This window comes from Streptomyces sp. NRRL F-5650 (genome assembly GCF_000721365.1).
GTDB classification, from domain to species: domain Bacteria; phylum Actinomycetota; class Actinomycetes; order Streptomycetales; family Streptomycetaceae; genus Streptomyces; species Streptomyces ardesiacus.
Genome location: NZ_JOGV01000021.1, coordinates 79700 through 92231, shown reverse-complemented (window position 1 = coordinate 92231; position 12532 = coordinate 79700). Strand labels below are relative to the sequence as shown.

General features: G+C 73.3%; 10 protein-coding genes. 8 read left to right on the top strand and 2 right to left on the bottom strand.

What is annotated here, in order from left to right; translation table 11 throughout:
* Window positions 1–66: 66 nt before the first annotated feature.
* Both IG88_RS0120140 and IG88_RS0120135 read left to right on the top strand, forming a co-directional pair.
* Window positions 67–1428, top strand: a complete 1362-nt coding sequence (locus IG88_RS0120140) for a nitrate/nitrite transporter (protein ID WP_031042881.1) — start codon at window positions 67–69, stop codon at window positions 1426–1428.
* Between the two features lie 109 nt (window positions 1429–1537).
* A complete protein-coding gene (locus tag IG88_RS0120135) occupies window positions 1538–2704 on the top strand; it encodes a uroporphyrinogen-III synthase (RefSeq protein ID WP_107452233.1) in 1167 nt (388 codons plus the stop codon).
* Between the two features lie 340 nt (window positions 2705–3044).
* Here the strand turns inward: IG88_RS0120135 and IG88_RS0120130 are convergent, their stop codons facing one another.
* Window positions 3045–3626, bottom strand: coding sequence for a DUF1772 domain-containing protein (locus tag IG88_RS0120130; RefSeq protein WP_107452232.1), 582 nt, complete (start codon window positions 3624–3626; stop codon window positions 3045–3047).
* A 223-nt stretch (window positions 3627–3849) separates the two neighbouring features.
* Between IG88_RS0120130 and IG88_RS0120125 the strand changes: the two genes are divergently transcribed.
* The 6 genes from IG88_RS0120125 to IG88_RS0120100 all read left to right on the top strand — a co-directional run bounded on the left by IG88_RS0120125 (window position 3850) and on the right by IG88_RS0120100 (window position 10963).
* A complete protein-coding gene (locus IG88_RS0120125; protein ID WP_031042874.1) occupies window positions 3850–4440 on the top strand; it encodes a CGNR zinc finger domain-containing protein in 591 nt (196 codons plus the stop codon).
* Between the two features lie 198 nt (window positions 4441–4638).
* Window positions 4639–5163 carry a sigma-70 family RNA polymerase sigma factor gene (locus tag IG88_RS0120120; protein WP_007450155.1) on the top strand — a complete coding sequence of 175 codons (525 nt, stop codon included), beginning with the start codon at window positions 4639–4641 and terminating at the stop codon, window positions 5161–5163.
* A gap of 71 nt (window positions 5164–5234) precedes the next feature.
* The gene (locus IG88_RS0120115) at window positions 5235–6035 is read left to right on the top strand and encodes an anti-sigma factor family protein (protein WP_031042869.1); all 801 of its coding nucleotides are present in this window, start codon (window positions 5235–5237) and stop codon (window positions 6033–6035) included.
* 81 nt (window positions 6036–6116) lie between these two features.
* Window positions 6117–8459, top strand: a complete 2343-nt coding sequence (locus IG88_RS0120110; RefSeq protein ID WP_031042866.1) for a HelD family protein — start codon at window positions 6117–6119, stop codon at window positions 8457–8459.
* Window positions 8460–8912: 453 nt separating this feature from the next.
* Window positions 8913–10328, top strand: coding sequence for an NAD-dependent malic enzyme (locus IG88_RS0120105; protein WP_031042863.1), 1416 nt, complete (start codon window positions 8913–8915; stop codon window positions 10326–10328).
* Window positions 10329–10681: 353 nt separating this feature from the next.
* Entirely contained in the window at window positions 10682–10963 is a 282-nt protein-coding gene (locus IG88_RS0120100; protein WP_003950507.1) for an HU family DNA-binding protein, read from the top strand.
* 194 nt (window positions 10964–11157) lie between these two features.
* Here the strand turns inward: IG88_RS0120100 and murA are convergent, their stop codons facing one another.
* Window positions 11158–12504, bottom strand: a complete 1347-nt coding sequence (murA, locus tag IG88_RS0120095) for a UDP-N-acetylglucosamine 1-carboxyvinyltransferase (RefSeq protein ID WP_030402032.1) — start codon at window positions 12502–12504, stop codon at window positions 11158–11160.
* Window positions 12505–12532 lie beyond the last annotated feature (28 nt).

Here is a 12532-nt window from a genome sequence, read left to right as displayed (position 1 = left end):
CACCGGACCGAAACGCGCCCCTCCTAGCGTCGGCGCCATCGAGTTGTGGAGCACCGTGGAGGCGTCATGACAGTCCCTGGCGGCCGCTGGATCGCGCACTGGGATCCCGAGGACGAGACCTTCTGGCGGGAGACGGGGGAGCGGACCGCCCGGCGGAACCTGTTCTTCTCCGTCCTCTCCGAGCACATCGGGTTCTCCGTCTGGACGATGTGGTCCGTACTGGTGCTCTTCATGGGCCCGGAGTACGGGCTGACCCCGGCCGACAAGTTCCTGCTGACGTCCCTGGTGACGCTGGTCGGCGCGGTCGTGCGGGTGCCGTACACCTTTGCCGTGGCCGTCTTCGGCGGGCGCAACTGGACGGTCGTCTCCGCCGCGCTGCTGCTGGTGCCGACCGTCGCGGCCTTCGCCGTGATGGAGCCGGGCACCTCCTTCTCGACCTTCCTGCTGGTCGGGCTGCTGGCCGGCATCGGCGGCGGCAACTTCGCCTCGTCCATGACCAACATCAACGCCTTCTTCCCGCTGCGGCAGAAGGGCTGGGCGCTCGGTCTCAACGCCGGGGGCGGCAACATCGGCGTGCCGGTCATCCAGCTCGCCGCGCTCGCGATCATCGGGGCGGGCGGCGGGCCCCGGGTCCTGCTCGGCGTCTACATCCCGCTGATCCTGCTGGCCGCGGTGCTCGCCGCGCGCCGGATGGACAACCTCGCCTCCGTCAGGAACGACACCGGTGCCGCCAAGGACGCCGCGCGGGACGCCCACACCTGGATCATGTCCGTGCTGTACATCGGCACGTTCGGCTCCTTCATCGGCTACAGCTTCGCCTTCGGGCAGGTGCTGCAGAGCCAGTTCGGGCGGACCCCGCTCCAGGCGGCGTACCTGACCTTCATCGGCCCGCTGCTCGGCTCGCTGGTCCGCCCGGTGGGCGGCAGGCTCGCCGACCGGTACGGCGGTGCGTGGATCACCCTGTGGAACTTCGTCGCCATGGCCGCCGCCACGGCCGTCCTCGTCGCGGCGAGCGCGGCGGAGTCGCTGGCCCTGTTCGTGGCCGTGTTCGTGGTGCTGTTCGTGCTCAGCGGGCTGGGCAACGGGTCGACGTTCAAGATGATCCCCGGCATCTTCCAGAACAAGGCGCTGGCCCGGGGGCTGGAGGGGGAGGCCGCCGTGGCGTACGGGCGGCGGCTCTCCGGCGCCTCCATGGGACTCATCGGCGCGGTGGGCGCGCTCGGCGGCGTCGGCGTGAACCTCGCCTTCCGGCAGTCCTTCCTCTCCTCCGGCACGGGGACCGGCGCCTTCGTCGCCTTCCTCGCCTTCTACGCCGTGTGCCTCGCCCTCACCTGGGCGGTATACCTTCGCCGCCCCGCCGTGCGGACGCCGGACGCCACCTCGGGCCCGGCCCGGGCCGAGGCCGGGCTCAGCCGCGCCGAGGTATGACGTAACACTGGTGACACGAGGCGGAACCGAGCCCGTCACGCGGCGTTGGCAGGCTCGGTCGCCACGTGACGGTGTGCGTGGGTGTGAACGGAACGGAGCGCGGCGAGCGATGGACGACCTGAGCGACGTGGGGGACGAGGCGCGGCGGCAGGAGCACGGCCCGCTGGCCGGGTTCACCGTGGGCGTGACCGCCGCCCGCCGGGCCGACGAACTGGGCGCGCTGCTCCAGCGGCGCGGTGCCGCCGTCCTGCACGCCCCGGCGCTGCGGATCGTGCCGCTCGCCGACGACAGCGAGCTGATGGCCGCGACCGAGCGGATCGTCGACCGGGCCCCGGACGTCGTCGTCGCCACCACCGCCATCGGATTCCGGGGCTGGGTCGAGGCCGCCGACGGCTGGGGGCTCGGGGACGCGCTGCTGGAGCGGCTGCGCACGGTGGAACTGCTGGCCCGCGGGCCCAAGGTCAAGGGCGCGGTGCGGGCGGCCGGACTGACGGAACGGTGGTCCCCGGCGTCGGAGTCCATGGCCGAGGTCCTCGACCGGCTGCTGGAGGAGGGCGTGGCGGGCCGCCGGATCGCCGTACAACTGCACGGGGAGCCGCTGCCGGGGTTCGTGGAGGCGCTGCGGGAGGGCGGCGCCGAGGTGCTGGGGGTGCCCGTGTACCGGTGGCTGCCGCCGGAGGACCTAACGCCCGTGGACCGCCTGCTGGACGCGGCCGTGACGCGGGGCGTGGACGCGGTGACCTTCACCAGCGCGCCCGCCGCGGTGTCCCTGCTGGGGCGGGCCGGGGAGCGGGGCATGCTGGCGGAGCTGCTCGCCGCGTTCGGCCAGGACGTGCTGGCCGCCTGCGTCGGACCGGTCACCGCGGTGCCGCTCCAGGCCGAGGGTGTCCCCACGGTCCAGCCCGAACGGTTCCGGCTCGGGCCGCTGGTCCAACTGCTGTGCCAGGAGCTGCCCGCCCGTGCCCGTGCCCTGCCCGCCGCCGGGCACCGGCTGGAGATCCGCGGGCACGCGGTGCTCGTCGACGGGGAACTGCGGGCCGTGCCGCCCGCCGGGATGTCCCTGCTGCGCGCCCTCGCCCGGCGGCCCGGCTGGGTCGTGCCCCGTGCGGAGCTGCTGCGCGCCCTGCCGGGCACCGGCCGCGACGAACACGCCGTCGAGACGGCCATGGCCCGCCTGCGCACGTCCCTCGGAGCCCCGAAGCTGATCCAGACGGTGGTGAAGCGCGGCTACCGCCTTGCCCTGGACCCGGCCACGCACGCCAAGTACACGGACTGACCACGCCCCGGCCACGCGGGCGGCCCGCTGTGCGGCGGGCCCCGGAACGTGGGGCGCCCCCCGGGACCGCGACTCGTCCGGGGTGCCCCAACGGGCCCCCGGCAGACCGCTGCAGGGCCGGACCGACGGCGGCCCGAGCCCTGAGCCCGGACGACACGGACTCCCGCGGCCACACTCCGACCGGAGCCGACCCGCGACACACTCCGGAGCCCGCGTACCGGAGACACCGCACGCCCCGGTACCGGCCGGGAGGAAGCGCCGCGCGTGGCGCCGGGCCCCGGGCCGTCGGTCCGGCCGCGTCATGGGCCGCCCGCGCCCCGGGGCGGGGGGTGCCTTCCGGTCAGTGCCGGGGTGCGTGCGGGGCCTCCGCGTGCGGGCCCCGGGGTGCCTCGCCCGCCGGCTCCCGCCGTACCGGCGCCGCAGCGGTCCGCGCCGCCCGGCCCCGGGACGTCAGCCCCGCCGCCAGGCACGCCGTCGCCACCGTCGACAGGACGGCCCGGACGACGTTCCACGCCACCCACGGGTCCTCGAAGCGCTCCCGCAGGGCCGCGGGATCACCGGGGCGGGCCAGGGCGTCGTTGAGGGGGATGTTGCCGGCCACGGTGACCAGGAAGGCGAGCACGTACGCCGCCGCGCCCGCCCGGACCCACCAGCGGCCCGGCGTCCGGCGCGCCTGCCACCCCGCCAGGACCGAGAGCACCAGCGCGCCCATGAAGCCCAGCAGGAACACCGGGTTCTGGATCACGTCGTTGATGTCGCGCATCACCTCCACGTAGACCCGGTCGTCGCTGCGGGCCAGCGCCGGCATCACGGCGCAGGCGAAGACGTAGAAGGTACCGGCCATCAGGCCCGCGGCGACCGTGGCCGCGACCAGCACTCCGGCGGTGGTGCGGGACCGCCGTCCCCCGTTGGTTTCCGTCATGCGTCCAGTCAACGGGCCGGGCGGCGCCCGCGACATGGCCCGGACGCGCGGGCGCATGCGCAAGCGTCCACACGACGGCGGTACGAGGGGTTCCGGGCGCGGACGAGGGCAGGCACTGTAGAGGGAGCGGCCCGTGCGCGGCCCGTGCGCGGTCCGCTCGCGGACTCCCTGCTCCCCTCCCGGCCCGCATCCGCGCGGGCAAGTCCTAGGCGGTGACAGGAACATGGCACTGGGTGCGGCCACCGGCCCGTACGAGCTGCGGTTCGACACCGGGCGGATCTGCCTGGACCTCATCGCCACCACCCATCCCGTGGAACGCCTCGGCTCCCTCGACGCGCTGCGCGCCTGGATCGCCGCCTCCCGGCTCGTACCGCCCGGCACCCCGCTGGCCCACGCCGACCCCTCCTGGCTGACCGGCTTCCGCGAACTGCGGGGCGAGACCGCGAGGTTGGTCCGCTCCCGGGCGGCGGCCCGCACCCGCGCCCACGCCCTCGCACTCGCCCGCGTCAACGAACTCGCCCTCGCCGCACCCCCGGCGCCCCGCGCGGTGCCCGGCGAGGACGGCGCGCTGGTCCGCGAACTGGCCGGGCCGCCGCGCTGCTCGGCGCTGCTCGGGACCCTCGCCCGGGACGCCGTGGACCTGCTCACCGACCCCGTCGCGCGGGCGAGCCTGCGGCAGTGCGCGGGCGACAACTGCCCCATCGTGTACGTGGACACCTCCCGGGGGCACCGCCGGCGCTGGTGCTCCAGCGAGATCTGCGGCAACCGCGAACGCGTCGCCCGCCACCGGCGCCGCGCCGCCCTCGCACGGTAAACACCGCCTGGCCGCCCCGGCGTCCCGTTCTTCTTCACGCCGTCCCCGGGAAATCTCCACCCCCCTTTGAACACGCCGCACTTCGCGTCCGTACCGAATGGGCGAGCGATCGACTGGGGGAACCCCCGGACATCGGAGGTGGGCGTGCGCAAGGATTCCGTCGTGGCCGGTGAACGTGGTGCGAGGGCCCGACATCGCATGTCGCAGTCGTCCTCGGAACCCGACGAGGAGCTGATGCGCGCGCTGTACCGCGAGCACGCCGGCCCCTTGCTGGCCTACGTGCTGCGGCTGGTCGCGGGGGACCGCCAGCGCGCCGAGGACGTCGTCCAGGAGACGCTCATCCGTGCCTGGAAGAACGCCGGTCAGCTCAACCGTGCGACCGGATCGGTACGCCCCTGGCTGGTGACGGTCGCCCGGCGCATCGTCATCGACGGCCACCGCAGCCGGCAGGCCCGGCCGCAGGAGGTCGATCCGTCGCCGCTGGAGGTCATCCCCGCGGAGGACGAGATCGACAAGGCGCTGTGGCTGATGACGCTGTCGGACGCGCTCGACGACCTGACCCCGGCCCACCGGGAGGTCCTCGTCGAGACCTACTTCAAAGGGCGTACCGTCAATGAGGCGGCGCAGACACTGGGCATACCCAGCGGCACCGTTCGCTCCCGGGTGTTCTACGCCCTGCGTTCGATGAAGCTGGCTCTGGAGGAGCGGGGGGTGACGGCGTGATGAGCGGGTACGGGGGAGCTCAGGGATTCGGCGGGGGATTCGGCCCGGGGGACACGGGTAGTCCTGACCCCATGCAGGGGTCACCGGCGCCGAACGAGCACGAGACCGTCGGCGCCTACGCCCTCGGCATCCTCGACGACGCCGAGGCGACCGCCTTCGAGGCCCATCTCGCCGGCTGCGAGTGGTGCGCCCAGCAGCTCGACGAACTGGCCGGCCTGGAGCCGATGATGGCCGCCCTCGCCGGCCTGCCGGGCACCGGTGTACCGGGCACCGGTGTGCCCGCGGTCGCCGAGTCGCTCACCGCGAAGCCGAGTCCGCGGCTGTCGGAGAAGCTCGTCGACGAGGTCGCCGAACGCCGCGCGCGCAAACGCCGCCGCAACCTCTACCTGGTGGGCACCGCCGCCGCGCTGATCATCGGCGGCCCGTTCGCCGCCGTGGCCACCACCGGCGGCGGGGGAGGCGACGACGGGGACGGCGGCCGCAGGGCGGAGGCGACCCAGCAGGCCGCGAGCCCCGCGGAGGCCGCCTTCGCCGCCATGCCGGACCGGGTCACCGCCACCGACCCCGCCACACGGGTCAGCGCGACCGTGGCGCTGGAGAAGAAGGCGTGGGGCACCGAGACGGTCCTGGAACTGAAGAACCTCAAGGGCCCCCGGAAGTGCTCCCTGATCGCCGTCGGCAAGAACGGCGAACGGGAGACGCTCAGCTCCTGGACGGTCCCCGACCGGGGTTACGGCATCCCGGACGCCACCACCGAGAAGGCCAGGAAGCCGCTCTACGTGCACGGCGGCGCCGCCTTCGCCCCCAGCCAGATCTCCCACTTCGAGGTCGTGACCTTCGACGGCAAGCGCCTCGTGGAGGTCGACGCGTAGGGCGGCCGCGGGCGTGCCGTGGCTTCCCGGGCCCCCTTCGCGTATTTTTGACGGCTGCCCAGCACGTCAGAAGGGGGCCCGGTGGCCGCACAGGCTCAGCAGGATTCAGCGGTCGACTCGGAGCAGGACTCCGTTCGCGAGGACGCCGCGCGCGAGGACTCCGTACGGGAGGACTCCGTACGGGACCGCGAGATCGGCGTGGAACAGGCGCACCTGGACCGGGTGTACCGACGCCTCGAGGAGAAGATCCACGAGGCGGAGTTCCTCATGCACGACGCCGCCCAGCGCGGCCACGTCGGCACGCCCGGCGCCCTGGCCGAGCGCGACGCGCAGGTCTTCCGGGCCGGCATCCACCTCAACCGCCTGAACAACGAGTTCGAGGACTTCCTCTTCGGCCGCATCGACCTGCTCCTCGGCAAGGACGGCAAGAAGGGTCCCGACGGCGCCTACACCGCGGTCGAACCCGCCGAGGGCGCCCTCGGACCCGACGGCACCGCCGACATCGCCGAGACCCTGCACATCGGCCGCATCGGCGTCCTGGACGAGGACTACGCCCCGCTGGTCATCGACTGGCGGGCCCCCGCCGCCGCCCCGTTCTACCGGTCCACGCCCGTCGACCCGGGCCGGGTGGTGCGCCGCCGGGTGATCCGCTCCAAGGGGCGGCGGGTCCTCGGCGTCGAGGACGACCTGATGCGGCCCGAGATCACCGCCCGCCTGAACGGCGAGGAGCTGGCCGTCGTCGGCGACGGCGCCCTGATGGCCGCCCTGGGCCAGGCCCGTACCCACTCCATGCGGGACATCGTGGCCTCCATCCAGGCCGAGCAGGACCAGGTGATCCGCGCCCCCGCCGCCTCCGTGACCTACGTCGAGGGCGGCCCCGGCACCGGCAAGACCGCCGTCGCGCTGCACCGCGCGGCGTACCTGCTCTACCAGGACCGGCGCCGGTACGCGGGCGGCATCCTGATCGTCTCGCCGACGCCGCTGCTCGTGGCGTACACCGAGGGCGTACTGCCCTCGCTCGGTGAGGAGGGGCAGGTCGCCATCCGGGCGATCGGCTCCCTGGTCGACGGCGCGGAGGCCACGCTGTACGACTCCCCGGCCACCGCCCGCGTCAAGGGCTCCTCGCGCATGCTGCGGGTGCTGCGCAAGGCCGCGCGCGGGGCGCTGGAGCCGGCCGGCTCGCCGACCCTGCTCAGGGTCGTCGCCTTCGGCCGCCGCCTCGAACTGGAGGCCGAGGAACTGGCCGGCATCCGCCGCACCGTCCTCGGCGGCACCGCGCCCGTCAACCTGCTGCGCCCCCGCGCCCGCCGCCTGCTCCTGGACGCCCTGTGGCACAAGTCGGGCGCCGCCGCCCGGCACACCGACCCCGAGCTGGCCGCCGAGCTGCGCTCCTCCTTCGACGAGGACGTCAGCTCGGAGGACTCCTTCCTCGCCTTCCTGGACGCCTGGTGGCCGGAGCTGACCCCGGGTGCCGTCCTGGCCGCCATGGCGGACGAGCGGCGCCTGGGCCGCTGGGCCCGGCGGGTGCTGAACGGGGGCGAGGTCCGCAAGGTGGCCCGGTCGCTGCGGCGCGAGGGCCACTCCGTGCACGACATCGCCCTGCTCGACGAGCTCCAGGCGATCGTCGGCACCCCGGCCCGCCCCCGCAAGCGGCGCGAGCAGGACCCGCTGGACCAGCTCACCGGCCTGGAGGAGCTGATGCCGCAGCGCGAGGAGACCCAGTGGGAGCGCGCCGAGCGCCTCGCCCAGGAGCGCACCGAGTACGCCCACGTCATCGTCGACGAGGCCCAGGACCTCACGCCGATGCAGTGGCGGATGGTCGGCCGCCGCGGCCGGCACGCGACCTGGACGGTGGTCGGCGACCCGGCCCAGTCCTCCTGGTCCGACCCCGACGAGGCCGCCGCCGCCCGTGACGAGGCCCTCGGCACCCGCCCGCGCCGCCGCTTCGAGCTGACCGTGAACTACCGCAACCCGGCCGAGATCGCCGAGCTGGCGGCCAAGGTCCTGGCCCTCGCCATGCCCGGGTCCCTCTCCCCGTCGGCCGTGCGCTCGACCGGCGTGGAACCGCGCTTCGCGGTGGTGGCGGACACCCTCGCCGAGACGGTACGGGCGGAGGCGGCCCGGCTGCTCGGCCTCGTGGACGGCACCGTCGGCGTCGTGGTCGCCATGAACCGGCGCGAGGAGGCCCGGCGCTGGCTGGCCGGGCTCGGCGACCGCGTGGTGGCGCTGGGCAGCCTGGAGGCCAAGGGCCTGGAGTACGACGCCACGGTCGTCGTCTCCCCGGCCGAGATCGCCGACGAGTCGCCCGCCGGACTGCGCGTGCTGTACGTCGCCCTGACCCGGGCCACCCAGCAGCTCACGGTCGTCTCCTGCGAACGGGACGAGCCGGACGCCGCGGGGGTGCCGGACCTGCTGCGCGACTGACGGAGCGCACGCGCACCCGGGCACGCGAGAGGCCCGCGCCGTCGGACGGCGCGGGCCTCTCGTCTTCGTGCGAGTCGTCTTCGTGGAGCGACACCGCTCTTCGCTTGAGTGACACCGACCCGCCATGCTCGCCTCGCGGCAAGTGGTCGCTCGTAGCGACGAAGGTTGGGCCCGGGGGCTTGGATCGGGCCGGTGCCACGTCCAAGGTAACAAACGATCCCCGCAAGACAATTCCCGTCCCGCGGGTTCCTTCCGCCGCCGGGGCCGCGTCACGGCGGACGCTCCCGGTGCCCCCTTCCCCCGACGGGCTGCTTCTCGTATGGTGGAAGTCGTTTTCCGAAACCGGAGTGAACAAAAGGTTCGCAATCCGGGGCGGCTACCGCGTACTCGGTGGTAGGTGCGACGATCGGACGGCACAACCCAGTTACACGGTGAAAGCAGAGGAAGTCGGCCATGGCAACGGCGCCCAGCGTCTCCTACTCGATGACGGTCCGACTGGAGGTGCCCGCGGGCGGAACCGCCGTCTCGCAGCTCACCACCGCGGTGGAGTCCGCCGGCGGCTCGGTCACCGGCCTCGACGTCACGGCCTCCGGGCACGACAAGCTCCGCATCGACGTCACCATCGCGGCGGGCTCGACCTCCCACGCCGAGGAGATCGTCGAGAAGCTGCGCGGCATCGAGGGCGTCAGCCTGGGCAAGGTCTCGGACCGTACGTTCCTCATGCACCTCGGCGGCAAGATCGAGATGGCGTCCAAGCACCCCATCCGCAACCGCGACGACCTGTCCATGGTCTACACGCCGGGCGTGGCCCGCGTCTGCATGGCGATCGCCGAGAACCCCGAGGACGCCCGCCGCCTGACCATCAAGCGGAACTCCGTTGCGGTCGTGACGGACGGCTCCGCCGTCCTCGGCCTCGGCAACATCGGCCCGAAGGCCGCGCTGCCGGTGATGGAGGGCAAGGCGGCCCTCTTCAAGCGGTTCGCCGGCATCGACGCCTGGCCGCTGTGCCTGGACACCCAGGACACCGACGCGATCGTCGAGATCGTCAAGGCCATCGCCCCCGGCTTCGCGGGCATCAACCTGGAGGACATCTCCGCGCCGCGCTGCTTCGAGATCGAGGCCCGGCTGCGCGAGGCCCTCGACATCCCCGTCTTCCACGACGACCAGCACGGCACCGCCATCGTCGTCCTCGCCGCGCTGACCAACGCCCTGCGCGTGGTGGACAAGCCGATCGAGAACGTACGGGTCGTCATGTCCGGTGCCGGCGCGGCCGGTACGGCCATCCTGAAGCTGCTGCTGGCCGCGGGCGTCAAGAACGCCGTCGTCGCCGACATCCACGGCGTCGTGCACGCCGGCCGCGCCGACCTGGTCGACGCCGCCCCGGAGTCGGCGCTGCGCTGGATCGCCGACAACACCAACCCCGAGGGCCTCACCGGCACCCTGAAGGAGGCCGTGCACGGCGCGGACGTCTTCATCGGCGTCTCCGCCCCCAACGTCCTCGACGGCGCGGACGTGGCCGCCATGGCCGACGGCGCGATCGTGTTCGCGCTCGCGAACCCCGACCCCGAGGTGGACCCCGCGGTCGCCCGCGAGACGGCGGCCGTCGTCGCCACGGGCCGCTCCGACTTCCCGAACCAGATCAACAACGTCCTGGTCTTCCCCGGTGTGTTCCGCGGCCTGCTCGACGCCCAGTCCCGCACGGTCAACACCGAGATGATGCTGGCCGCCGCGCACGCCCTCGCGGACGTGGTGACCGAGGACGAGCTCAACCCGAACTACGTCATCCCCAGCGTCTTCAACGACAAGGTCGCCGGTGCCGTCGCGGGCGCCGTGCGGGAGGCGGCGAAGGCCGCCGGAGTGGTCGCGTAGGCTCCCCGGACCCGGGCGGACGGCCCCCGCCGCGGTGGCGAGGATCACCACGGCGGGCCGCCGTTCCGGCGCGTCGCGGGATGTCGGGCCTCGGATCGCCCTCTAGGGTTGCGCAAGGCTCAGGCCCTCTCGGCGTGTGACTCCCAAGGGTGCTCTCACGACCACCTGGGGGTGCCGGATTGGCTTTACCGCCGCAGGTGGAGGCAGGATGCCTCCCTGGGCGCGAGGGTCCGACGACCGACCCGGGTCCGGGGACTGTCAGAGGGCCCTGGCAGCATCGGCATCGCTGTGCCCAACATGCGGCTCCGCCGCGTGGCACGCCTCAACGGCAAGAAGAACACGGGAGTAACAACATGAACCGCAGTGAGCTGGTGGCCGCGCTGGCCGACCGCGCCGAGGTGACCCGCAAGGACGCCGACGCCGTGCTGGCCGCGTTCGCCGAGGTTGTCGGCGACATCGTCTCCAAGGGCGACGAGAAGGTCACCATCCCCGGCTTCCTGACCTTCGAGCGCACCCACCGTGCCGCTCGCACCGCCCGCAACCCGCAGACCGGCGAGCCGATCCAGATTCCGGCCGGCTACAGCGTCAAGGTCTCGGCGGGCTCCAAGCTGAAGGAAGCGGCCAAGGGCAAGTAAGCGCGTGGCGCTCCGCTCGGAGTGCCGGGGACTGCGCGGGGCGTTCGTTCGGGATGCGGTCGTTTCGCGGCTGCGGGCCCGGTCGTGGCTGGTCGCGCAGTTCCCCTCGCCCCTCTTTCGGGGCGCACCACGCAACGCCTGTGGGGCGGTCACCCGGTCTCGGGTGACCGCCCCACAGGCGTGTTCGAGGGCGTCTAGCCGAGGGCCTTGCCCGGCAGCTCCACCTTCGCGCCCAGCTCGACGAGCTTGTCCATGAAGTTCTCGTAGCCGCGGTTGATCAGGTCGATGCCGTGGACCCGGGAGGTGCCCTGGGCCGCGAGGGCGGCGATCAGGTACGAGAAGCCGCCGCGCAGGTCGGGGATGACAAGGTCGGCGCCCTCCAGCTTGGTCGGTCCGGAGACGACGGCCGAGTGCAGGAAGTTGCGCTGGCCGAAGCGGCAGTCCGAGCCGCCCAGGCACTCGCGGTAGAGCTGGATGTGGGCGCCCATCTGGTTGAGCGCCGAGGTGAAGCCCAGCCGGGACTCGTAGACCGTCTCGTGGACGATGGACAGGCCCGTGGCCTGCGTCAGGGCGACCACCAGGGGCTGCTGCCAGTCCGTCTGGAAGCCGGGGTGCACGTCCGTCTCCAGGGCGATGGACTTCAGCCGGCCGCCCGGGTGCCAGAAGCGGATGCCCTCGTCGTCGATCTCGAAGGCCCCGCCCACCTTCCGGAAGGTGTTCAGGAACGTCATCATCGAACGCTGCTGGGCCCCGCGGACGTAGACGTTGCCCTCGGTGGCCAGCGCCGCGGAGGCCCAGGAGGCCGCCTCCAGGCGGTCCGAGAGGGCACGGTGGGTGTAGCCGCCCAGCTCGTCCACGCCGGTGACGCGGATCGTGCGGTCGGTGTCCATGGCGATGATCGCGCCCATTTTCTGCAGGACGCAGATCAGGTCCTCGATCTCCGGCTCCACGGCCGCGTTGGACAGCTCCGTGACGCCCTCGGCGAGCACGGCCGTCAGCAGCACCTGCTCGGTCGCGCCGACCGACGGGTACGGCAGCCGGATCTTCGTGCCGCGCAGCCGCTGCGGGGCCTCCAGGTACTGGCCGTCCGCCCGCTTCTCGATCCGCGCGCCGAACTGCCGCAGCACGTCGAAGTGGAAGTCGATGGGCCGGCCGCCGATGTCGCAGCCGCCCAGGCCCGGGATGAAGGCGTGGCCGAGGCGGTGCAGCAGCGGGCCGCAGAACAGGATCGGGATGCGGGACGAGCCCGCGTGGGCGTCGATGTCGGCGACGTTCGCGCTCTCCACATGGGTCGGGTCCATGACCAGCTCGCCGGGCTCCTCGCCCGGACGGACGGTCACCCCGTGCAGTTGCAGCAGTCCGCGTACGACCCGCACGTCGCGGATGTCCGGCACATTGCGCAGCCGGCTCGGCGCGCTGCCCAGCAGGGCCGCCACCATCGCCTTCGGCACGAGGTTCTTCGCACCGCGGACCCGGATCTCGCCCTCCAGCGGGGTCCCGCCGTGGACAAGCAGTACGTCATCAGCGCCGTTGACGGTCATGAATCTCGCGTTCCGTGGGGTTGGGCAG